Here is a 23,346-nt window from a genome sequence, read left to right as displayed (position 1 = left end):
TCAAGGGTTCTTTTGCTCAGTTAGATAAAACGAATCGGTTTAAATTCTGGCTCAGGCACATGCGAATCACATTCCTCACCTTCTTCTTTATGCCCTTTATCGATATAACCTGTACGTTCTTTTTCAGGTATATTCTGATGTTCCCAAGCAATCACTGCTTGCATACAGGTTTGACGTTGCTCAGCAGTCAACGCCACACCATTTGGCCATTTACCAATTTCTACCGCAGTTTTTAAACGCTCAACAATGTCAGCATCTAAAATAGAAAGCATCTGTTCAATATTCATGGTCAATCCCGCTGAAAAGAATCAAAATCTTGATTCCAGCCAAGTTTAGTACGACAAGCCATATAGAAGTCATAACCTGGTGGATGTAAAAGTATTAGTTTGAAGGGATGTTTACGAATATGCAAACTATCACCGACATTTAATGAAACGCTATGCTGTCCATCGGCACTGACCATCGGCAACACACGGTTTTCACGTATCAATATCTTAATTTCGCTTTGCCCACCCACCACAATCGGTCTTGATGACAACGTATGTGGGTGCATTGGAACCAAAGCAATCGCATCCATACTTGGATGTAAAATTGGTCCGCCACCAGATAAGGCATATGCCGTTGAACCTGTCGGAGTCGATACAATTAAACCATCGCTGTGTTGGCGATAAACATATTGCCCATCAATGTTCAGCTCAAAATCAATCATATGAACAGATTTACCAGAATGAAGTACCACATCATTCAAAGCGATTGCATCATAAATTATTTCATTTTTACTGCGAATTTCAATTTCCAATAAGAAGCGACGATCAAGCTGAAACTCACCTTTTAAAACTTGATCTAACTTAAACAGCACTTCAGTGGGTTTTATATCTGTTAAAAAACCTAAGCGACCGCGGTTCACCCCAAGTACAGGAATATTGTATTTTACCAATGCACGTGCAGCATGTAATAAAGAACCATCACCACCCACAACAATAACCAAATCAACCACTTCACCGAGCAGATTCTTACTGACAGTTTGTGTATTGGTATAAGGTACAAGTTGTGCTGTAGCTGTATCAAAAACTGGATGCAGACCCAAACTTAATAAATGATCGTGTATAAGACAAAGCGTATCAACCACAGATGATTTATCTGGTCTTCCAATTAAACCGATATTACGAAAGGTCTTTGGTGAAATTTGCACAGACGCGGTAGCTCCACTGAAATTCTGAGATATAATAACACTCTCAGTATATGTTTATAAAATCATTCATATACGAAAAATAACGAGAATGTTTAAAAAGCCTTTAAATTTGTGTATTTCACAGATTTATTATTGCAAAATTAAGAAAAGCTTCGCATGATTAGCGAAAATAAATTTGGGTATTATTATCTGTATATGAAGACCGAACGTGGTATAGGCTTAATTGCACTGATTTTTTGTGTATTAATTATTGCAGTATTTCTCGCATTTAGCGTCTACTTAATTCGCCTCGACAATGTTATTCGAGATAAGTTTGAAGGCAATCGCTGGGATATTCCTGCGAAAGTATTCGCTCGTCCATTAGAAATCTATGCAACTGCGCCAATTGCCCAAATAGAGTTTGAACAAGAACTCAAATTACTCGGTTATAAAAACAGTGATAGCTATACCAAATCGGGAACCTATATTACCCAACCGAATACAATTTACGTTCATACACGTGGCTTTGACTTTGGTGACAGTGTAGATCCAGAACAAGTCCTACAAGTGACCTTTGCTGGTGATACTGTTACAGATGTAAAAGCCACCAAACCGACCAATACTGGGATCGCACGTTTAGAGCCAATGTTAATTGGGGGTATCTACCCGCAACACAATGAAGACCGTGTCCTCATTAAATTAAATAAAGTTCCTAAGCCTTTGATTGAAGCTTTAATCGCAACAGAGGATAGAAACTTTTATCGCCATCATGGTATTTCATTCCGTGGTACAGCGCGTGCATTACTCAGTAACGTGACCGGTGGTAAACGTCAGGGTGGTTCAACACTCACCCAACAGTTGGTTAAGAACTTTTTCTTAACCCCTGAAAAGACCTTAAAACGTAAAGTGAATGAAGCCCTGATGTCGCTGTTATTAGAGCTTCATTACAGCAAAGACGAAATTCTAGAAGCCTATTTAAATGAAGTGAATTTAGGTCAAAGTGGTAACTATTCTGTCAATGGTTATGGCTTAGCTTCACAATTCTATTTCGGCTTACCACTCAGCGAATTAAATATTTCACAACAAGCATTTTTGGTCGGTTTAGTTCAAGGTCCTACCCTATTTAACCCTTGGAAAAATCCTGAAGGCGCAAAAAAACGTCGCGATATTGTACTAAATAATATGCTGGTGATGGGATACTTAGACCAAGCGCAATATGAAAAAGAAATTGCACGTCCGCTTAATGTGGTTCGTAAACCAACATTAGGTACAGCAAGCTTCCCAGACTTCTTAGATATTGTACGTCGTCAACTTAAAACTGAATACCAAGAATCAGATTTAACCAACCAAGGTTTAAGAATTTTTACGACACTTGATCCAATTGCACAAACTAGAGTGCAAAAGAGCTTTAGAGAAACGGTGAGCCGTTTAGCCAATGCGAACCCAGCAAGATTAAAAGACCTACAAGGCGCTGTTTTAGTTACTCGCCCTGAAAATGGCGAATTAATTGCCGCTGTTGGTTCAACCCAAGACTTTACTGGCTTTAACCGTACTGTAGATGCTAAACGTCAAGTGGGTTCTTTGCTTAAACCTGTGATTTATTTAAGCGCGTTGGAATCAGGTCGTTATAACTGGGCATCACAAATCGAAGATGCGCCAATTAGTTTACCTGTCAGTGGTAATCAAACTTGGACGCCAAAGAACTATAGTGGAACAGGTCATGGCTATGTTCCGATGTCTCAAGCTTTAGCAAACTCATATAACTTGTCTGCTGTGCGTTTAGGTAATGAATTTGGGATCTCTACTTTTAGCAATAACTTGTCTAAATTTGGCGTGACCTCAAAGATTCCAAACTACCCATCTATTTTCCTTGGGGCTGTTGATATGTCACCAATGGAGGTGATGAGTATTTATGGTAACTTTGCAACAGGTGGATTTAAATATCCAACCAAAGCCATCCGTACTGTTGTAGATTCTAATGGTCGTTTATTAGAACGTTTTGGTTTAAATGTACAACAGACCATAGACCCTTCTGCTGCCTTCTTATTAAACTTTGGCTTACAACAAGTCATGTCCGCAGGTACAGGTAAAGCGGCTTACAACACATTACCAGCTGACCTCAAACTTGCGGGTAAATCAGGTACAACCAACGATACCCGTGATTCTTGGTTTGCTGGATACTCAGGCAATAATTTAGCAGTGGTGTGGTTAGGCTTAGACAACAATAAAATTACTGGGCTTACAGGTTCATCAGGTGCATTACCTGTCTGGATCAATGTCATGAAGCAATTACGCCAAAAACCAGTGAATTTACGTCAAACAGATGATATTTCATGGCAATGGATTGACTCTCGAACTGGGGAGCTTTCAGCACAAGGCTGTGAAGGCGCGCTATATATTCCATTATTACGCCACACTGTCCCTAATCGTGCTACAGAGTGCGGCATGCCATATTATCAAGTTGATCCTCAATCCACACCTGATACGCAACAAAACACTTCACAACCACATTCAAGTGATAGTATAGAAAACTATATTCGCGAAAGTGAAGACAGTTTAGATCAGGACTCAAGAGGTCATGTGATCTCGAGTGGTAGTTATAACAACTAGGGTCTGTTAAATATACGGGTAAATTGGCTTTAAATAGGAATTTGTGATGAAACGAAATGTAAGCACAATCGCTTATATTCTAAGTTTAAGCGGACTATTAACTTTGGCTGGGTGTCAAACAACACCCCAACAAAATTCTAAACCGAGCAAATCTGTTGAAAAGCCAAAATCTAAACAACCTGACTATGGGGTTGCTACACCAGATGGGGTAAAAATTACCCCTTATGAACGCCCTGAAATTAAACGTGAAAAAGTTCCTGTCGTGATTGCTCCGCAATCCAAGCCTCAAACGCAAAAATTTGAGGATGGGGAAAATATCCCAGCATTTAAACAGCTCATCCAACAAACTCAAACCGCATATCAAAAGGGCCAATGGGATGAAGCTGAACGTTATGCAATCCATGCACAACGTATAGCACCACAATCGGCACAAGTGTTCTCTTATTTGGCTCAAATTGCCAATCAGAAGAAACAGTATGCGAATGCTGAATCTCTAGCGCGACGTGGGTTAAGTTATGCGCAAAGTCCATCCCAAAAGAAAACCTTTTGGAATGTTATTTTGCAGGCTGCTCAGCAATTAAAAAGTCAACAGAGCATCGCAGAAGCGCAAAAACAGTTACAACGCTTATAACTGTTTAAGCCAATATCTCTGCTCGATTAAAAATTTCGAATCCCAGCAATCCCGTATGCATAATGCTGTTGTGCAATCGCTAAATCAGCTTGGCTTAATCCGCCCAATGCAAAGATGGGTAAATCACAGGTCTTGGCATATTCAGCAAATTTTTCCCATCCAAGCGCATGGGCTTCAGGATGGGTCTGGGTTGCAAATACGGGACTTAAAATCACAGCATCAAAACCCAATGTCTGTGCTCGCTGTATAGACACCAGATCATGACATGCTGCTATACAACGTAGACCGATTGGTAACTGCCCAATGTGTAAATCCATCAATTGATGCTGTTTATAATGTACAGCAGCTATACTTTTTTGAAGATGCTCAGACAACTGTTGCCACAGCTCTATATTGACAATCAAGCGAGATAAGGCATTTGGAGCTAACTGTGAAATTTGTGTTACAGCAACCTGATCTGCAATCGTTCTAAAATAAAAAAATTGCGCGTTGTCATTTGGACTTTTTTCTATGCTCAATGCTGAAAGATTTTCGGAGATTTTAATTTGATGCGACCAGTACAAGCGTTGAATGATCGCTTGATTGGCTTTAGGAAAATTAAGCGCAAATAGTTGATCACGTCCATACCATGTCCAAGGTTTCTGAATATCATGCAAATATTGTTCAGGAACCGTAGCATGAAAAAAATGGAGAAACACTTCAACATCATCATAAACATGATGAATTAGGTCAAAAGCACGCCATTGCTCGATACCTATTCCAACTTCCTCAAAGATCTCTCGACGACATGCTTCGACAGGTGTTTCCCCTACTTCAATTTTGCCACCAGGAAATTCATATTTATTACCCTGATGCTGATCTGCATTGCGCCAACCGACCAACACCTTCCCACGATGAAGTAATAAAGCAATAGCCACATGAATATTGGGTTTAGACATAAAAATCGACACCTGAATTTTTAATGAATTGTAAGCAATTATAGAAATTTTATAAATGATAAAAATTATCGTTGACAGATCTATTCGATAATGATTATCATTTAAATCACTTAGACAGCACCCCACACGGAGTAACAATAATGAACGCACCTTTTAGCCTATTCACACGTAACACAGAAGCTCACCAATCTCTTCCGATGTTACATTCAAATAACTTATTTGCATTAGGGCGCGAAATTCGCATCATGCATGCTGGAGAAGAATATCGCTTACGTTTAACACGTAACAATCGTCTAATTTTGACCAAATAACTATAAAAACATTAAGTTAAAACAAAAAACGTGGGAACAAGCAGTATGAATCAGCGCATACTGCTTTTTAATTTTGTCAGTTGAATTTTAATGCTTGTCTATTGATTTTTATACAACACCCTATCTCTATAAAACAATCCACCAATGAAATGTTAAACATTCAATAAAAATGCCCATTTAATCGCACAGCTTTAACGTAAATAAACACAAACGCTCAAACCACCATATTCGGAAGCAGTAAACTGAATCTCTCCATGATGCAGATCGATCACCTTTTTACAAATTGACAAACCCAAGCCTGAACCTTGTGTTTTGCTCCCCAAAGCTCGGTAAAAACGTTCACCTAAACGATCTAAGATGTCTTGAGGAATACCCTCACCATCATTTTGGATTTCAAAGAAATTACAATTATTTAATGGTCCAATCTGAATATAAATATTGCCCTGTAATGGCGTATAACGAATTGCATTATCGACAAGATTGCGAATACAAATAAACAGTAATTCTTCATTTACATAGACCTGAACATCTTCGCTTTGAATATGAATCTGAATCTGCTTGTCATCTATAAATGGGGCCAAGCTATTTAACACATGCTGAGTCATTTGCCCCAGACTTATCCAAGTCTTCGGTAATTCACTGGCATCCGCTGGATCTAATCGTGCCAAAAGCAAAAGATTTTCAAGGACCAGCGTTCCTCGATTCACATCATTTTGAATACTATTGAGTTGCTGATAAATCTCAGGAACCTCTGCATATTTGCGTTGTAATAACTGCAAACGCATTTGTATCGCAGAAAGTGGCGAACGTAATTCATGTGATGCATCTGCGGTAAAACGTTGTTCAGCAATTAAAGCTTGATCTAGTCGAACAAGCATTTGATTAAGCTGATTAACCATCGGCTCAAGTTCTTTAAATGCAGGTTGTCGCTGAATTAAGCTGAGATCATTGGCATTTTTCTCAGCAATTTCCGTCGAAAGCAGTTGAATGGATTTAAATTGTTTTTTAACTGAGAAATGTAAAATCAGCCATTGCAGCAACCAGAGACTTAATAAAACCAATAAATAGCTGATAAAACTTTGTAATAAGTCTTTAAAACGGACACTTAAGGACTGTACAACATAGACGCTTAACTGAGAATCTTGATCAATCGCTCGGTAGCTACGTAACAACTTACCCTTTGACCAAATAAATCCATATCCATTTCCTTCATGTTCAGATAGGAGATTGGCTTGACCTTGTTGCAAATCAAATTCGGGTGAGTGGGTCAACATCACCTCACCATTCATCAATCGGTACTGAATATCAAATTCATCACTTAACTCATCCAATTGAAAACCAGAAGTCGCACTTAAATCTGAGATCAGAAGCATATCTGCAACTTCATCCATGATTTCATCTTGTACCTTCATATTGTGATAAATCGAAAGGCTCACCAGAAGTATCAGCGCAAAAATACCTGCCACAATTGAACTGAGCATGGAGGTCTTAATCAGCTTGGTTTGTAGTGATACTGCCTGTGTCATATTCATCCTATTGAAATCATTAAAAGTAATGATGAAATATTCAATCTTGCTCTTTATTCATACGATAGCCCAAGCCACGGATTGTTTTGATCAAATGTCCACCAATCTTCTTACGCAATTGATAGATATAAACTTCAATCGCATTACTTTCAATTTCATCTCCCCAAGCATAAAGTGATTCTTCCAATTGCTCACGTGTCACAATATGTTCAGGCTTTTGCATCAATTTATATAAAATTTGAAATTCTTTTGCGGTGAGATGAACAACTTGCTGATCCTGAAATACCGTTTTCGCTTGAGTATCTAACACTAAATTTTCATATTTTATTTCATGTAAATTTGTGACTTGAGTTTGTCTGAGCTGTGCCCGTACTCGGGCAGATAATTCTTCTAAACTAAAAGGCTTTACCAGATAGTCATTTGCACCGAGATCCAAACCTTGCACACGATCTTGAATACTGTCTCTCGCCGTAAGAAAAATCACAGGAATTTCTGGAAATTGACGTTTTAACAGTTTGAGAATTTCATCACCAGTGGCTTTGGGCAAACCACGATCTAATAAGATACAGTCATATTGATGCTGTTCTATGGCTAAAATTGCATGATCACCACGTTCAACCCAATCTATATTGTAGCCATCCATTTCCAACCAAGATTTAATACTTTCAGCTTGTGAACTATCATCTTCAGCGAGCAAAATTCGCATAGAACCTCTCTCCTTTTAGGCAGACAAAGCCTTGATCAAAATAAAATCTGCTGTTTGTTGCTGTTCATACTTATTGAACATAGGTAAAGACCACATGCATACACATGTAGTCTTAGAGAATATAACTAGAATCTGCTGTGATTTGTTTTAATGGATAAAATAATTAAAAATTCACGGCATCCACATCAATTTCTACACGTTTTGTCGGTTTATAATCGATATCGACCTCACCAAACAATGTCACTGTAGCATTTGCCGCGATCGGTTTACCTTGCCATAATTCATCATCAATATCGACAGTAATGCTACCTGTGCTATCACGGAATTGATATTTTTCGTCACCGATTGCTTTGACCACGTTACCACGAAGCTGCACTTTGGTATCATCTTTCAATGTTAAAGCTTGTTTTACTGTGGTTAAACTTGGTGTAAGCGCTGATTGATTTACTGCTGTGTTTGCAGTGGCAAAACTTGTTAAACCAATCAAGCTTGTGGTTAAAATTGTTTTCGCAATGATGTTCATTGTTGTGTCCTCATATCGGTTCATCGTTTCGATAGAAGCATTAAAACAAACCAACATGAGGTGAATCTTAGGATTTCTTCATTTGCTATTTTAAGTCAAAATTAATTTAAAGGCACAACTCTAAGGACTTCTTCCAGCGTGGTTATGCCTTCTAATACTTTACGTGCACCAGCAATTCTTAATGGTTCAATGCCTTCTTTTTTTGCCTGCATTTTTAAATCATCTAAAGTCACGCCTGCACTAATTCTCTGCTTTGCCTCAAGGCTAATTGGCATAAACTCGTAAATCCCAACACGACCTTTATAACCTGTTTGACGGCATTCCTCACACCCAACTGCTTTATATACAAAATTAGGCATTTTGGTCTGATAGCCAAATGTCAAATGTTTCCACTCTTGTTCATTGATAAAGGTTTCTTGTTTGCAATGCGGACAAAGCTTACGCACTAAACGCTGAGCCAATACTCCCAAAATCGTTGCAGCGGTTAAAAAAGGTTGCACACCTAAATCATGCAAACGTGTCAGACTTGATGGCGCATCATTGGTATGCAGAGTTGAAAGCACTAAATGACCTGTTAATGCAGCCTGAATGGCCATGTTGGCAGTATCTTGGTCACGAATTTCTCCAACCATAATAATATCTGGATCTTGACGCATCAAAGCACGGATACCATCAGCGAAACCTAGCTCAATCCCTTGATTGACCTGCATCTGGTTAAAACTTGGCTCCAACATCTCAATTGGATCTTCAATGGTACAGACGTTCACTTGCTCGGTTGCCAATTGTTTTAACGAAGAATAAAGCGTGGTAGTTTTACCTGAACCTGTGGGGCCAGTCACCAAAATAATGCCATGACTATGTTGAGTTAAAGCATGCCATTGTGCCAATAAATGTTCATCAAAACCTAATTGTTGAAAACTTCGTACCAAAACTTCTGGGTCGAAGATACGCATCACCAACTTTTCACCAAAAGCAGTTGGCAAAGTTGAAAGACGTAGCTCGGTTTCTTGCCCTTTCGGTGTTCGTGTTTTTAAACGCCCATCCTGAGGTTTACGTTTTTCTGCAACATTCATACGGCCTAAAATTTTAATCCGTGAAATAACTGCGGTTAAGGTATTGGCTGGCATATTATAAATTGTATGCAGTACCCCATCGATACGAAAACGAATTTTACCTTTTTCCTTACGCGGTTCTAAGTGAATATCACTCGCCCCTTGCTCAAAAGCAAACTGTAAAACCCAATCGACAAGTTTCACAATATGCTGATCATTGGCATCTGGATTCTGGGTATCACCCAATTGTAAAAGTGCTTCTACACCCTTATTTTCTTTATCATAAGCACTGGATTTTTGTGAGTTGCTGACCGCTTTACTGACTTGATAGTACTCAGTTAAATAACGTTGTAATAACTCAGGATTCAATACTACTTTTTCGATTTTTTTTGGACTTAAACTACGTTCTAAATTATGTACCCAATCCGTTATAAAAGGCTGTGCTGTACCAATCAGAATTTTATCGGCACTGACTTCAACTGCTAAAATTTTATTTCTTATTGCAAACTCTTGTGACATGACATTGGTTAGTGAAGTCACATCGGCCTTTAATGGATCAATCGTAAATGAATTGAGTTCGGCTTTTTCAGCTAACCATTCTGTTAGCGTAGTCAATGTCAGCCTTTTTATTGGATTTTTAGCATCGACGAGCTTAAAGCTGGCAATCCATTGCAAAGGATGCCACTTCAACTGATCGCGTTGTCGATGGGTGGTTTGTACCAATAGTTTTTCACGTTCTGTAATACGACCATCTTTTAATAATTGTTCTAAACACCAAGCTGTATCAATTTCAAAATTAAATTGCATTGTTATATCCCCGAAACTCAATCTACTATAACAAAATTAATTGTTGTATTTCTTGGATTTTCTAAATTCAATAATGTATTTAACGTAACGCTAAAAAATAAACTTTTGTTTTTCTAAAACTTTGCGATACATTGAAATCATTCTATTAATTCATGGTCTTATTTGGAGAGCACTATGAATTTTATATCGCTATATCCATTTTCATTTGGCTCTTATACCGATTTCCTCACCATCATTGCGGCTGCATTGGGTTGTGGTCTACTTATCGGTCTTGAACGTGAACGAAGTCAGCAACGTGAAAATCAAAATAGTTTTGCGGGTTTAAGGTCTTTTGCTATTTGTGCTTTACTTGGTGCTGTTTGTTTTTTGTTTGGCCCCTATTTTGGCATTGCGGGTGCATTCATTACAGGTGGTATCGTCATTTATTCTTTAAAGAATCAAACTGATGATCCCGGTATAACTACTGAAATTGCATTTATACTCACTTATTTTATCGGTGGAATGTGCGTTTGGAATATTTCTTTTGCCGCAGGTTTATCGGTCATCCTCACCGTCTTGTTGATGACCAAACATTCTATGCATGGCATTGCCGGGAAATGGATTACAGAATCTGAATTTAAAGATGGAATTTTCTTACTGGCATTGTTATTAATTGCATTGCCACTGACACCAAACAAAGCTTTATGGGGTGCTGTGCTTAATCCCTATGTTATTTTAAAATTACTCACCTTAATCTTGGCAGTGCAAGCACTTGCACATATTGCCAAACGATTATTGTCATCAAAAAATGCTATGCTGTTGTCTTCGCTTGCTTCAGGTTTTGTTTCCAGTACCGCTACCATTGCCAGCTTAGGATTAGAAGTCCGAAATGGACGTGCAGAAGCCAAAGCCAATGCTGGGGCAGCATTAATGTCTTGCGTGGCAACCCTACTACAACTCATGATTATTGTGATTGGTATCAGTATTACTTGGTTCAAACTCATTGTACTGCCCTGCCTAATCGCTATCGCGATACTAACCATTTTTGCCTTATGGTTTATGCGTCACACACAACCGATTGAGAATAACCAGCTTGTAGATAGTCGTATGTTTAGTCTAAATGAAGCAGCCATTATTGCAGTGTCGTTAACCTTGATTCAGGCGGGTGTATATGGGCTAAATCTTTTATTGGGTGATGCGGGTTTAATTGCAGGTACGCTTTTGGCCTCATTATTTGAAATTCATGGCGCTTTGGCCACAATTGTCATTCAGGGAGAACCGAGTAATCACATCTTATCTCTCGCCTTTGTTTTAGGTTTAGCAGCACATGCCATTGCGAAATCGATAAATGCATTTTTAAGTGGTGGCAGCCGCTATGCCTTGATCTTTGCTCCAATTCAAATTTTGCATATGACGATGTTTATTACAGTTTTTGTTTGGGTTCTTCAATATTAAAGCACTTTTTGCAAGGATGAAATTGAAAAGCAGCAAAATTATTTTAAGATTTCGATCAATATATAATTATAAAAATTAAGAGAATTTTAAAATTTCATCAAAAAAATGTTGAAAAAATAAAATGTTGAAATATGATGACAGCGAGAATTTTTATACTCATAAATTTTAATATTTTATAATTTGGAATAATTCATGAAAATTAAATTACTGTCTTTTACCATCATTTCTTCATTATTTTTAACCGCATGTGGAGGTGATTCAGATGCTGGGGATTATACAACAAACAATGAGTCTGAATGGTTTGGATATGAAACTGGCGCTTCAACCCAAGACATTAACCTCTTTACTAAAGTAAAGTTTAGTTTTAACAATAAGCAAATGTACATCAATGGTGAATATAACGTTGATGGTTCAACACAGTTCCTTTCATCTGATCTTTTAAGTGATTATCTAGCAACAGATGGACTCTATGATGCGCCTAAAAGTAAAACTGATTTTGGCTATCAATATGCAACGCTGAAATCGCAAACAGCGACAGTTTGGACATTTACACCTTATTCATCACGTAACTATAACCAATTAGAATTAACTGAAAAATTTGAAACAGTCAACTTAACAGGCAAAGCAATTAGTCCATATATCGATGGATTTGAGCATTATGCTGGCTCAAATATTGCGCTTAGCTCAATAGTTGGCACTTATTCTTCATATTATGTGCAAAAACTTAAAGGCAAAACATTCCCGTCTGGATCAACATGTTTACGATCTATTTCCTCTTCAACAAATATAAGCTTCGCTGATCTTTATTCAGGCTATCGTCTGAATAATTACGACCCATCAAAATATTTTAAAGACGGTTATATTTCAACGGTGCTAGGAAAGTTCAACTTAGATTTATCCCGAGACATGCAACTGAATACATCGGTTGATGCTGTAGCTAAAATCGGCTCTGACTATTACCCAGCAAACTATTATACTGCAGGTGAATATGACATACTTTCAAACAAAATTAAGCAATATGAACGAGATTATCAAGACGCTGTTGCTGAGTTTGGTAAAAACAGTATAAATGCTCAGTTACAAGAAGCTTATCTAAATGGCTTAAAGTCAGAATGTACGCTATTTAACAAAACAGCAAGTGCTGCAATTGATGCTGTAAAATAAAAGATATTCTTTTATATAACACTGACTAAATCTTATTTTTAGTCAGTGTTTAAAATAATTTACTCGTTTCAATTTGTAGCTAGAAAAATAACAAAGTTAAAAATCACAGCAGGTTTAACAAAATCTACAACCTTCTATTTCACAACAGTCTAACGATATTTGCCAAATACTTTCCAGAGATTGTTATCCGCTAAAGGATCAGCATAGCTATCATTTCTTGACTTGCGCGGCTTATCGCGGGCATCCACCAATTCAAAATCTTTTTCAGTGCTCAGCACTAAACCATTCACATAAAATCGTGTTCTCGTATATTCACTTTGTCCAAACTGAAAAATATAGGTTCTTAAATCAATGAACTCACGATGTGCAACCAAGGCTGCGGTATCATCACTGTTTAACCACTGTGACATATTTTTAATTTGGCTGGGTTCAAATTGCCCACATTTCTCTACCAATGCAGCAATTCCACGAAAAGTCTTTGATTCTTTGGCACGGGTTTTATTAATCCGAATCCGATCTACATGAAAGAAAAACAAAGGTAAATTTAAATGGCTAGGTAATTGAGCAACATCTAAAACCTCATCATCCATAAAAGGTTGATACAACATTTGTGCCCTTTCAACCAAACCAAGCCACTGTTTATAGTAGGTATCTACTTCCGATTGTGTCCCATAATAAATAGGCAAACCTTCAACATTGCTCAAGTTTACAGGTGGCCAAATATTTTGACGTAATAATGCAATATCACTTTTCAAGCTTTGTATGGCAATCGCATCTTGCATTATCTACTCCTTGAGTATTTTTTAAGCTTAGGCTATTTGAGTATGCTATAGTTATATCAATGAAACAAGTCTATGAAAAGGAATGATAATGTCCGAAAATAATGATTTTTTTGAAGAATCTGAAGAAGTTGAAGCTGACGAATATTTTTATGAGCGCGCGGATGAATTTATCGCACTTGCCAATCAATTTGCAGATCAAAATCATCAAGTGTCTCACTTGACAGCACACCCGGGAAAGATCAGTGCGTCATTTATGTATGCCAATGCCCGTTATAGCATTTGGCATGCAGCATGCGCCTACCAGCAAGCGCCAGATTTTAAAACAGATCGCCAAGTCATTTTAGACTATTACGTGGAACAATTTAAACTCATGCTTGAAGATCATCTTGATGAATATCAAGAAAATTTTGACAGCTATTTTTCAAATTCAGATACAGAGGAAGTAAAGCGTTTCGTTTAACCTGTGGATTGCCTATAATAGCGCACCAATGAAATACGCTATGTGGAAAAGTCATGTCTCAAAAAATCGATGCTACTGATGTCACCGAAGAAGAAGCCTTAAATGCTGTTTTTTTTGAGCGTGCGGATGAGTTCATCAAACAAGCCAATGAGTTTTGCCGCCCAGCGAAAGGACAGCAACCTAAGCCAGAAGAACTTCGTGGACAAGTCAGCTCAGCAATGCTCTTCGCTACTGCACGTTTTAATACTTGGGTTGCTGCAAACACCTTTAAAGATGGTGATGAAATGCGTGATGCCAAAGAACAAGTCATGTCTTATATATTGCAACAATTCCAAATGATGCTTGAAGACAACTATGATGAGTATTGTGAACAGTTTGAAAATTATCTCCGCTTCCGTAAAAACGAAGATTTTCATACCCACAAACATGATCATGATGACCATGATCATCAACACTAATGTAAGTTAAATCATCTTAGATTGATCTAAGCATTGATAAAATAGCCTCATTAATGAGGCTATTTTTTATAACAGTTTTGGCAGTCACCCCAAAACAATAAATCAACTGACTCCTTCCAATGGCTTTACTTCATAAATTTTACCAAGCGACAATATTCATCTTTTATAAAATTCATGTATTGTATTTTGATAATAAATAACAATTTGGACGTTATATGCAAGATTTGAATTTTCCAATCATTGACCCGCATATTCACCAATGGGATCCCTACAACACCCCTCATGCAGCAGCATTTGCGGTAAAGCTTTTGGGCAAGCATCCATTCCTACTTGATAAAATGGTTCGTTTAGTCAAAGCTAAAGATTTGATTGAAACGGTTGGACTAACGGAACACATTACCCGACCCTATTTACCACAAGACTATAAACATGATCTTGGCTCATATACGGTCGAACAAGTGGTGCATATTGAAGCCAGTTGGGCCAAACAGAAAGGCAAAGGTGTCGTAGGTGAAACAGAATTTATTGAATCCTTACCCTTTAATGAAAATACCGTAAAACTTGGTGGCATCGTGGCTACCGCGGACCCGTGCGATCCTAATTTCAAAAAGATTTTAAAGTTACACCAAAAAGCATCTAAACATTTGCGCGGTATACGCCGCATGGCTTCCTTTCATGAAGATAAAGGTGTGCATAATTGGACGGATCTCCCACACCTATATACTGAGAAAAAGTTCTTAAAAGGCTTTGAACAACTCGCGCAACATAACCTGAGTTTTGATGCTTGGGTGTATTCTCATCAAATTCCCGATGTAATTGAGCTGGCAAAAAAGTTCCCCGAAACCTCAATTGTTTTAGACTACCTTGGTACACCAGCAGGCCTGTTTGGTAAAATTGGACAAAATACAGGCTTATCAAAAACAGCACGTGAAAATATTTTTTATCAATGGCAAGATGCTATTGCTGAATTATCTGCTTATCCAAATGTATATACCAAAATGTCTGGTCTATTTATGCCAGTGCTTGGTCATCAATTTTATAAGAAAAAACAACTGGCCTCTAAGCAACAAATCATTGATCTTGTTGCACCACTAATTCTACATGCTTTGGAAAGTTTTGGCACCTATCGGGTGATGTTCGCTTCCAATTTCCCAATGGATCGGGTCAATACCAGTCTGGTGAATATCATTGATGCGTTTAGTGATATCGTGATGCAATATGATGAAAATGCACTGGAAAATATCTTCCACCATAATGCCAAACAATTCTATCGTTTGTAATTTTACAAGATAAAAGAGGTGTTTACTTAAACACCTCTTCAAACTTATTTACTGATACACATAATTTTTAAGTATAGAATTTTAATTAAATTGAGCAAGAAAGGCTTGAATTGCATGTCGTGCAATTTCAGCATCTTCAAATGATTTCACTCCTGAAATACCCACTGCACCAACCAACTGACCTTGATACAAAATAGGCTCACCACCTTCCAACATCCCTGAGCCGCTCTGCATGGTTAAAAATCCCATTTGACCATTTTTGATAAGGGTCTCATATGATCCTGACGGTCTACGACTTAATGCAGAGCATCTGGCTTTGTCCAAACAGAAATTCGACGTCAATGCAGAAGTACCGTCCATACGCTTCATTGCCAATAAATTGCCCGTTTCATCAACGATGGCAATACTGACATTAAAAGCATGATCAATTGCATATTGATGTGCTTTATTCAATAAAAACTCTGCATCAGATAAGGTTAAATAGTGTTTGGTTTGCATATTTTCTTCCTGAATTATAATGTCTAAAATCACAAAAAAAGCCTGTAGTCTAAGGACTACAGGCTTTTATTCTAAATCAAACTTGATTCAAAAAGACTGTCCATTCTGCTCATTTATTCAAGCAATCGAAGTGGTCTTAAATCCCCTTAAGCTTGCATTTCAGCAAAGACTTGTTTAGCCATATCAATGGTAAACTGAATATCTTCATCACTGTGTGCAGCTGAAATAAAGCCTGCCTCAAATGCAGATGGAGCAAGGTTTACACCACGATTTAACATCCCATGGAAGAATTTACGGAATGCTTCAATATCGCATTTTAAAATATGGTCAAAACTGCTAATTTCGGTTTGATCAGTAAAGTAAAGACCAAACAAACCACCCGCTTGTTGAGTAAAGAATGGGATTCCAGCTTCATCTGCAGCCGCTTGTAGACCTTGTAATAATTGATCTAATTTTGCAGACAAATCGCTGTAGAAGTTAGGTTGGCGAAGGGTTTCAAACATTTTGATCCCTGCTCGCATAGCCAAAGGATTACCCGACAAGGTTCCTGCTTGGTAAACCCCGCCTAAAGGCGCGATACATTCCATGATTTCACGTTTTCCACCAAATGCACCAACTGGTAATCCAGCACCAATGATTTTACCCAAAGTCGTTAAATCAGGTTTTACATTATAATATGCTTGCGCACCACCGAGTGCTACACGGAAACCTGTCATCACTTCATCAATAATAAATACTGATTTGTATTGATCACATTGCTCACGAATCGTTTCTAAGAAACCTGTGATTGGTTTAACCAGATTCATATTTCCAGCAACAGGTTCAACAATTACCCCTGCAATCTCTTGACCATATTTCGCAAAACAAGCTTTAACAGCTTCAATATCATTATATGGCAAGGTCACCGTATGCTTGGCAAAATCAGCAGGTACACCCTTTGATGTTGGCTCACCCATGGTCAACATGCCTGAACCCGCTTTAACCAATAAAGAATCTGAATGTCCATGATAGCAACCTTCAAATTTCACAATCATGTCACGACCTGTATAACCACGTGCCAAACGAATAGCCGTCATGGTTGCTTCAGTACCTGAGTTGGTCATACGGACCAATTCAATTGATGGCATGATTTCACAGATCAAATCAGCCAGTGTGGTTTCATGTACCGTCGGTGCACCAAAGCTTAAACCATCAACCGCTGCTTCTTGAACTGCTTGGATAATATCAGGATGTGCATGACCTAAAATCATCGGCCCCCAAGAACCCACATAGTCCACATAGCGCTTGCCGTCGACATCGTATAAATAAGCACCTTTGGCTTTTTCGATAAATACTGGCGTACCACCCACCCCATTAAACGCTCGTACTGGAGAATTCACTCCACCTGGAATATGTTTACTGGCTTGTTTAAACAATTGCTCTTGTTTTGGAGATAGGCTCATAAATCGACTCAATCCTGTAGAATACTAAAATTTCAAAATGATATAAAAAATCACGATACAAATTAAGATTTTGCAGTTTCTGCAAATAACTGTGCCCAAGCTGCGACACGGGCAGGAATATTTTCAACTGATAAAGCTAATATATCACTAATCACAGCGCAAAGGTCAGCACCAGCCTCAATCACAGCTTGAGAATTTTCAACTGTTAAACCACCAATAGCACAAATAGGTAAATCAAACTTTTCAGATGCCTGCTGTAATGTCGCTAGGCCAATATTCCCTGCTTCAGGTTTGGTCGATGTTGCATAAATTGCGCCAAAGGCCACATAGCTTGCCCCTTCAGCGATTGCTTTTTCAGCCAACTCAATTGAGTTTAAGCAAGTCCGCCCAATGATGACACCGTGTGGTAAACGTTGCACTGCATCTGAAATTTCACCATCAGACTGCCCAAGATGAACACCTAAACTAAATTGTTCAGCTAAATCTAAATCATCATTAATCAAAAATGGTGTCTGATAGTTTTCACACAGTTGCTTGATCTGCTTCACTTCATTTGCTTGGTCAGATTGAGCTACTTTTTTACGGCGATACTGAAGAATAGCGACTTGCTTAGTGCTTAAAGCAGCTTCGAGTTTTTCTAATAATAATTGGATTGGATCGTCGTTGGTAATCAGGTAAAGACCGCGCATTCAATATTCTCAAACAATCAAATAAATGGATTATAAGCAAGTTTTCTCAGCGAAGATGTGACAAAAACAAAAAAGCTTAGAAATCTCTAAGCTTTTTTGTTTAATTTATTACTATACTGACAAGATTAGCTCTCAATTTTATCTAGACTACGGTCTTTTAAACTTAAATTGCCACGTACAATATCGGAAAGCATACGCCAGTCTGAAATAAAACTATAAAATGGTTGCTTAAAACTTGCTGGCTTATTTTTCTCAAATACAAAATGCCCCACCCAAGCACATGCATAGCCTGAAAGCAGTCCATAGACCACGTATTTTGCTTTACGTTGACGAATTGCCTTGCTAAAAAAATAAATACCGACACTACTTCCAGCTGCATGCAAACGGCGACTCATCATGCTACGGTGTTCAGTTAAATAAAAACGATAAAATTCTGAATAGTTTTTAATTGGTAATTCAAACTTCGGGTTTTGCTCTAATTCCGATTTAGGCTCAACATACGCGTTCATGATCAATCATCCTGTTTTATTTTTAATCAGCTTAGTTTATTTTATGCTGCAATAACAGCCAAATTCAATATCAAGTCTGTTGACAATTCATCTATATTTACGACTTCAAGTATTGCCCAGACCATACAAGTCACGAAATAGGAAATTTTGTCATTCTAAATATTTAATGAGTAACGATATTGCGGTAAAAAATACTCAAATGGCATGCTATACAAGTCTTCTGATGACACATTTTAAGTTACAATGCCCGATTAAACATTCAATAATGTTTAATTATCTAATAACCATGATTAACACTTAGGACCCTCACATGCTTGAAGTTGAATTAAAGTTTCAAATTCCGGAAGCCCGCCGCAATGCACTCCTCAAAGCATTAGATCCTAAAAAATCCCAAATTATTCAATTACAAGCAAAATACTACGACACACCTGATCGTCAGATGTCCCAACACGGCGCTGCACTACGTCAACGCTTAGAAGGAACACGTTGGGTACAAACATTAAAAGCCGCCACCAAAAGCCATTTACAACGCTTTGAAGACAATATTGATTTAGGTGAGCTTGCTGAAGCCCCACATTTAGATATTGATATTTACCAGAATAAACCCGAAGCACTTGCTGTTTTAAAAAATGCATTGGGGGATAAATTTGATGAACTCCAATTACAATTTGAAACCGACATCCAACGTACCATCCGTGTGATTCAGTTTGAAGATGCTGAAATTGAAATCAGCCTCGATATTGGTGAAGTCAGAACCGAAACCTCAAAACAAGAAATTCATGAGGTTGAATTTGAGTTAAAAAGTGGCTCAATTCAATCGCTTTTAGCTTTTAGTTTTGAGTGGGTTAAAAAGTATCATTTGTGGCTTGATGTACGTAGCAAAGCTGAGTTTGGACACTTATTAACTGTGGATCAAAAAGTCAGTCCAGCACAGCTCAGCAAAGAAACCATTTTAAATAAAAAAGACACTGCAGATAAAAATTTACGAGTGCTTATTGCCAGTCAATTACAACATTTATTGCCAAATATTGCCGCGATTTCTGCACAGGTTGCCCAACCTGAACATATTATTCAAGCACAGACGGCCCTACACCATTTACACTTAAGTCTTTCTCTTTTTAAGGATTGGACAGATACCAAAACGGATAAATGGTCACATCAACTTTCAGCGTTTGAGAGTCATTTTAAAAACTTACAGCATTTTGAACATATGCAACGCACATTAGGTGCTTTACTGCAAAATCCGAAAACGGCGCAAAGTTTAGATCGGGATATTTTGTATGCCAATGAAAAACTTATCAATTTGGTCAAATCAACTCAAAATGTGCAGCACTATTTAGAATTACTCATGTTCAGTTTAGGACAGTCTGCGAAAGCGCCAACCCATGACTTAAAATGGTTTGCGCAAAATACATTGCAAAATCAGTATCGACAGTTACAAGAAAGTTTAAATGAAGCCGATCTATCTGACCTTGAAAGTTTAGAAGCGCTGGCTCAGCATTTAAATGAATTAAAATTTAGCTTTCCGATCCTAACCAATATCTATGATGTTAAGAACTTACAGAAATATGCGAAATCTTTAAATGATGCTCAACAAGCTTGTGAGCAATATCAAGTGCTTGCTTCATCATCATCTTACCTACAACAAACCGACCTAGAAGCCAGTGATTGGTTTGCCTTAGGCTGGCTTACCGCAAAACAAGAAGCTTATGCGGAAAAACTGCTTGAAGCGACAGAACAGTTCTTGGTTAGCCGTAAGTTTTTAAAATAAATCAGCAGCAAGAAGAGATGGTTTTATTGATTAAAGTTATTGAATAAAATCATCTCTTTAAATACTGCATAAAATTGAAGAATAGTAGTCGCGTGAGTATTCACGTTGCGAATTTGTAATCATTCATTAAAAACTCAAAAAAAACAATTTATCGGATTAAAATCGAAAGAATAAGTAATAAGAATGGAACGATAAGCATGTTTGAAATTGAATTGAAATTCCAAATACCTGAAGAAAAGCAAGAAATGCTCATTAAAGCGTTTCAAAGAAAAGATACCAATATTCAGCACTTACAAGCCAAATACTATGATACGGCACAATTTATTTTGTCTGAGCATTCCATTTCGCTTCGTCAACGCCTTGAAGATGATCAAGAAAATAAGCAATGGGTACAAACCCTCAAACTTCCAACAGAACAAAGACTCAAACGTGCAGAATTTGAGGAAAACATCGGAAGCTCAGAAATAGGATTAGATCTAAAAAATTATCTCAGTAATAAGCATATTGCTAAAAATATTAAACGCTTATTAGAGCAACATAAAGACGGATTAGAAGTTCAGTTTCAAACAGACATCGAAAGAAAACTCAGTTTATTTAAATTTCAAAATAGTGAAATTGAAGTCAGTTATGATCATGGTCATATCATCGCCCATCAACAGCATCTCGCATTACGTGAATTAGAATTTGAACTGAAACAAGGTACTGTTCGAGATCTAATTTCTTTTATCTTACCTCGGATGAAACGCTATAACTTATGGCTTGATACCCGTAGCAAAGCGCAACAAGGTTTTCAGCTTGCACAAAATACTCCAGACAATCCCGTACAGTTGCAAACGCCACTTATTCTTGATTCAAAGGATCATCCTGAGAATGCATTAAAAAAGATTGTGAATAATTGTCTATCTCATCTACTCCCCAACAGTACAGCAATTGCATCTGGAAACTTTAATTCCAAACATATTCATCAGGCACGTGTGGCAATACGTCGCTTAAGAAGCGCTTTAAAAACCTTTTCGAATTGGTCTTTGCATATCGATCCCACTTGGCAAACTCAGTTAACCGAACTATTTAGACAACTTGGTTCGGCTCGTGATTTAGATATGATTCGAGAAGAGTTATTACCTCAGCTTGAAGCGGCTGGTGCACCTAAGTTTAAACTTCCAGAACCTCAAGATGTTGATTCGCAAAAATTAACCAAACTGTTTAGATCTTTTAATTTTAATTATTTAGTCCTATCCCTGATTCAATTTATTGCCCAAGAATCAAATGAAAAATCTCAAATAGCTGTACATAAAGCAGCATTTAAAAAAGTTAGGCAATTACATCGCAAAATTCAAACTGATGCGAAAAACTATTTAAATTTAGACATCGAAGCACGGCACCGTACTCGTAAAAACTTAAAGCGTTTGCGTTATAGTATTGAGTTTGTAGCATCATTATCGGATAAAAGCCAAGTCAAAAAATATTTAAAAGCCATTAAACCTGCTCAAGAAAGTTTAGGTCTCTACAATGACCTGATTGTTGCTGAAGATGTGTTAAAAAAATTGGTCAAAACAGAACCCCAAGTCTGGTTTGCTTTGGGCTGGGTTGCCGCAGAACGGCAACGGCTTTTGCTGAAATCACAACAAGATTTGCTGCAGTTTGCCAAGACAGCCACTTTAGAGTAATTGTAGATACTCTCCTGCTCTTTAAACCGAGATGCTCCGATCACTGCGAACAAAAGCGCATAAGTTTTAAGCAGGATATGGAATCACGTTTTCAATAACTGAACGACTCAATGCCCTGTATCAGGATCCCCTCTTCTACACAACTAAATTTAATATTAAATTTCCCAAAACGCATTCCATAAATACGTGCATCATCATGCTGATAAGCTGGTCGAGGATCTAAAGCCAGTACCGACTCAAGTTCAGCGATATATTTTTGGTCCATGTCAGCTGTTTGAAGAAATTTACTTTTTAATTGCTGTGCATGCTCAGACCAAATAACCTGTTTACGAACAGGCTCATGCTGGGCATAACCACTTTGCGCCGCATCCACAGCATCAGAATAATGAATATAAGGTTTAATATCGACAATTGGCGTACCATCTAAAAGGTCGCTGCCTGTCACATATACACGAACTGCATTACCCTCTTTTTTAACGGCTTTAAGTTGTACTACAGATAAGCCAATCGGTGCAGGACGATACATACTGCGTGTTGCAAATACACCGATTTTTTTATTTCCACCTAACCGTGGTGGCCTCACTTGAGGACGGAATTTATCTTTATCTTGTTGATTTTTATTGTCATGAAACTGCCAGATCAACCATAAATGACTAAACTCTTCGATTCCCTCAAATGCTTCCAAGACGTTGTAGGGTGCATGCATTTCGATAAAAGACTCCACCTGAACCAGATTTGGTTGTCGAGGAATACCAAATTTTTCAACATAAGGAGAACGCATAATCCCAATAATCGGGAGACTTAACTCAGTCATAATCATTTTTTCTGATAAGTTCAATTAAATATATTCAGTTTATCGAGAATGATTTTAGATTAGAATAGCAGGCTGTTCTAATTTGATAATTTATTGAGACCTT

Annotated in this window: 23 protein-coding genes; 10 read left to right on the top strand and 13 right to left on the bottom strand. The window is 37.7% G+C overall.

The window, feature by feature from the left end; translation table 11 throughout:
* Positions 1–20: 20 nt before the first annotated feature.
* Together AC4CUY_RS06215 and AC4CUY_RS06210 are read right to left on the bottom strand one after the other, a co-directional pair.
* A complete protein-coding gene (locus AC4CUY_RS06215) occupies positions 21–287 on the bottom strand; it encodes a YeaC family protein (RefSeq protein ID WP_004721875.1) in 267 nt (88 codons plus the stop codon).
* A gap of 2 nt (positions 288–289) precedes the next feature.
* A complete protein-coding gene (locus tag AC4CUY_RS06210; RefSeq protein ID WP_004721877.1) occupies positions 290–1,192 on the bottom strand; it encodes an NAD(+) kinase in 903 nt (300 codons plus the stop codon).
* Positions 1,193–1,387: 195 nt separating this feature from the next.
* Here AC4CUY_RS06210 and mrcB point away from each other — a divergent pair, with 195 nt between their 5' ends.
* Positions 1,388–3,781, top strand: a complete 2,394-nt coding sequence (mrcB, locus tag AC4CUY_RS06205; protein ID WP_035371136.1) for a penicillin-binding protein 1B — start codon at positions 1,388–1,390, stop codon at positions 3,779–3,781.
* 46 nt (positions 3,782–3,827) lie between these two features.
* A complete protein-coding gene (locus tag AC4CUY_RS06200) occupies positions 3,828–4,412 on the top strand; it encodes a tetratricopeptide repeat protein (protein WP_336954506.1) in 585 nt (194 codons plus the stop codon).
* A gap of 26 nt (positions 4,413–4,438) precedes the next feature.
* On the opposite strand, the gene AC4CUY_RS06195 is transcribed toward AC4CUY_RS06200, so the two are convergent.
* Positions 4,439–5,350 (bottom strand): NUDIX domain-containing protein, encoded by a 912-nt coding sequence (locus tag AC4CUY_RS06195; protein WP_490773820.1) that lies wholly within the window; start codon positions 5,348–5,350, stop codon positions 4,439–4,441.
* Between the two features lie 140 nt (positions 5,351–5,490).
* Between AC4CUY_RS06195 and hemP the strand changes: the two genes are divergently transcribed.
* Positions 5,491–5,661 (top strand): hemin uptake protein HemP, encoded by a 171-nt coding sequence (hemP, locus tag AC4CUY_RS06190; RefSeq protein WP_004721884.1) that lies wholly within the window; start codon positions 5,491–5,493, stop codon positions 5,659–5,661.
* Between the two features lie 191 nt (positions 5,662–5,852).
* On the opposite strand, the gene AC4CUY_RS06185 is transcribed toward hemP, so the two are convergent.
* From AC4CUY_RS06185 to tfpB, 4 genes are all read right to left on the bottom strand, one after another.
* On the bottom strand, positions 5,853–7,187 hold the full coding sequence (locus tag AC4CUY_RS06185; protein WP_490773819.1) for a sensor histidine kinase: 1,335 nt from the start codon (positions 7,185–7,187) through the stop codon (positions 5,853–5,855).
* Between the two features lie 40 nt (positions 7,188–7,227).
* Positions 7,228–7,893, bottom strand: coding sequence for a response regulator transcription factor (locus AC4CUY_RS06180; protein WP_004721888.1), 666 nt, complete (start codon positions 7,891–7,893; stop codon positions 7,228–7,230).
* 163 nt (positions 7,894–8,056) lie between these two features.
* A complete protein-coding gene (locus AC4CUY_RS06175; protein ID WP_096733628.1) occupies positions 8,057–8,416 on the bottom strand; it encodes a NirD/YgiW/YdeI family stress tolerance protein in 360 nt (119 codons plus the stop codon).
* Positions 8,417–8,517: 101 nt separating this feature from the next.
* Positions 8,518–10,275, bottom strand: a complete 1,758-nt coding sequence (tfpB, locus tag AC4CUY_RS06170; protein WP_336954502.1) for a type IV pilus assembly ATPase TfpB — start codon at positions 10,273–10,275, stop codon at positions 8,518–8,520.
* Positions 10,276–10,449: 174 nt separating this feature from the next.
* Here tfpB and AC4CUY_RS06165 point away from each other — a divergent pair, with 174 nt between their 5' ends.
* Positions 10,450–11,709, top strand: a complete 1,260-nt coding sequence (locus AC4CUY_RS06165) for an MgtC/SapB family protein (protein WP_419328661.1) — start codon at positions 10,450–10,452, stop codon at positions 11,707–11,709.
* Between the two features lie 192 nt (positions 11,710–11,901).
* Positions 11,902–12,873 carry a hypothetical protein gene (locus tag AC4CUY_RS06160; RefSeq protein ID WP_419360358.1) on the top strand — a complete coding sequence of 324 codons (972 nt, stop codon included), beginning with the start codon at positions 11,902–11,904 and terminating at the stop codon, positions 12,871–12,873.
* A gap of 149 nt (positions 12,874–13,022) precedes the next feature.
* Here the strand turns inward: AC4CUY_RS06160 and AC4CUY_RS06155 are convergent, their stop codons facing one another.
* Positions 13,023–13,655, bottom strand: a complete 633-nt coding sequence (locus AC4CUY_RS06155) for a hypothetical protein (RefSeq protein ID WP_336954499.1) — start codon at positions 13,653–13,655, stop codon at positions 13,023–13,025.
* An 88-nt stretch (positions 13,656–13,743) separates the two neighbouring features.
* On the opposite strand from AC4CUY_RS06155, the gene AC4CUY_RS06150 reads away from it, so the two are divergent.
* The 3 genes from AC4CUY_RS06150 to AC4CUY_RS06140 all read left to right on the top strand — a co-directional run bounded on the left by AC4CUY_RS06150 (position 13,744) and on the right by AC4CUY_RS06140 (position 15,853).
* Entirely contained in the window at positions 13,744–14,115 is a 372-nt protein-coding gene (locus AC4CUY_RS06150; RefSeq protein WP_336954498.1) for a DUF3144 domain-containing protein, read from the top strand.
* A 53-nt stretch (positions 14,116–14,168) separates the two neighbouring features.
* Positions 14,169–14,573, top strand: a complete 405-nt coding sequence (locus tag AC4CUY_RS06145) for a DUF3144 domain-containing protein (RefSeq protein ID WP_336954497.1) — start codon at positions 14,169–14,171, stop codon at positions 14,571–14,573.
* Between the two features lie 215 nt (positions 14,574–14,788).
* Positions 14,789–15,853 (top strand): amidohydrolase family protein, encoded by a 1,065-nt coding sequence (locus AC4CUY_RS06140; RefSeq protein ID WP_490773818.1) that lies wholly within the window; start codon positions 14,789–14,791, stop codon positions 15,851–15,853.
* An 81-nt stretch (positions 15,854–15,934) separates the two neighbouring features.
* Here AC4CUY_RS06140 and AC4CUY_RS06135 read toward each other — a convergent pair whose 3' ends face one another.
* From AC4CUY_RS06135 to AC4CUY_RS06120, 4 genes are all read right to left on the bottom strand, one after another.
* The gene (locus AC4CUY_RS06135; RefSeq protein WP_336954495.1) at positions 15,935–16,351 is read right to left on the bottom strand and encodes a GlcG/HbpS family heme-binding protein; all 417 of its coding nucleotides are present in this window, start codon (positions 16,349–16,351) and stop codon (positions 15,935–15,937) included.
* Between the two features lie 146 nt (positions 16,352–16,497).
* On the bottom strand, positions 16,498–17,793 hold the full coding sequence (gene hemL, locus AC4CUY_RS06130) for a glutamate-1-semialdehyde 2,1-aminomutase (protein WP_336954494.1): 1,296 nt from the start codon (positions 17,791–17,793) through the stop codon (positions 16,498–16,500).
* Between the two features lie 62 nt (positions 17,794–17,855).
* Positions 17,856–18,482 (bottom strand): thiamine phosphate synthase, encoded by a 627-nt coding sequence (thiE, locus tag AC4CUY_RS06125; protein WP_336954493.1) that lies wholly within the window; start codon positions 18,480–18,482, stop codon positions 17,856–17,858.
* A gap of 125 nt (positions 18,483–18,607) precedes the next feature.
* Positions 18,608–18,991, bottom strand: a complete 384-nt coding sequence (locus tag AC4CUY_RS06120; RefSeq protein ID WP_151957026.1) for an Mpo1-like protein — start codon at positions 18,989–18,991, stop codon at positions 18,608–18,610.
* Between the two features lie 310 nt (positions 18,992–19,301).
* On the opposite strand from AC4CUY_RS06120, the gene AC4CUY_RS06115 reads away from it, so the two are divergent.
* On the top strand, positions 19,302–20,762 hold the full coding sequence (locus AC4CUY_RS06115) for a CYTH domain-containing protein (RefSeq protein ID WP_336954492.1): 1,461 nt from the start codon (positions 19,302–19,304) through the stop codon (positions 20,760–20,762).
* Positions 20,763–20,959: 197 nt separating this feature from the next.
* Positions 20,960–22,429 (top strand): CYTH and CHAD domain-containing protein, encoded by a 1,470-nt coding sequence (locus tag AC4CUY_RS06110; RefSeq protein WP_490773817.1) that lies wholly within the window; start codon positions 20,960–20,962, stop codon positions 22,427–22,429.
* Between the two features lie 91 nt (positions 22,430–22,520).
* Here AC4CUY_RS06110 and tsaA read toward each other — a convergent pair whose 3' ends face one another.
* Complete coding sequence (gene tsaA, locus AC4CUY_RS06105) at positions 22,521–23,249, bottom strand: tRNA (N6-threonylcarbamoyladenosine(37)-N6)-methyltransferase TrmO (RefSeq protein ID WP_336954490.1); 729 nt, start codon at positions 23,247–23,249, stop codon at positions 22,521–22,523.
* Between the last annotated feature and the right edge of the window lie 97 nt (positions 23,250–23,346).

The organism is Acinetobacter sp. 778_lipA (assembly GCF_058242985.1).
Note: the sequence above shows the minus strand (reverse complement) of the source record. Positions and strands in the feature narration are given on the sequence as shown.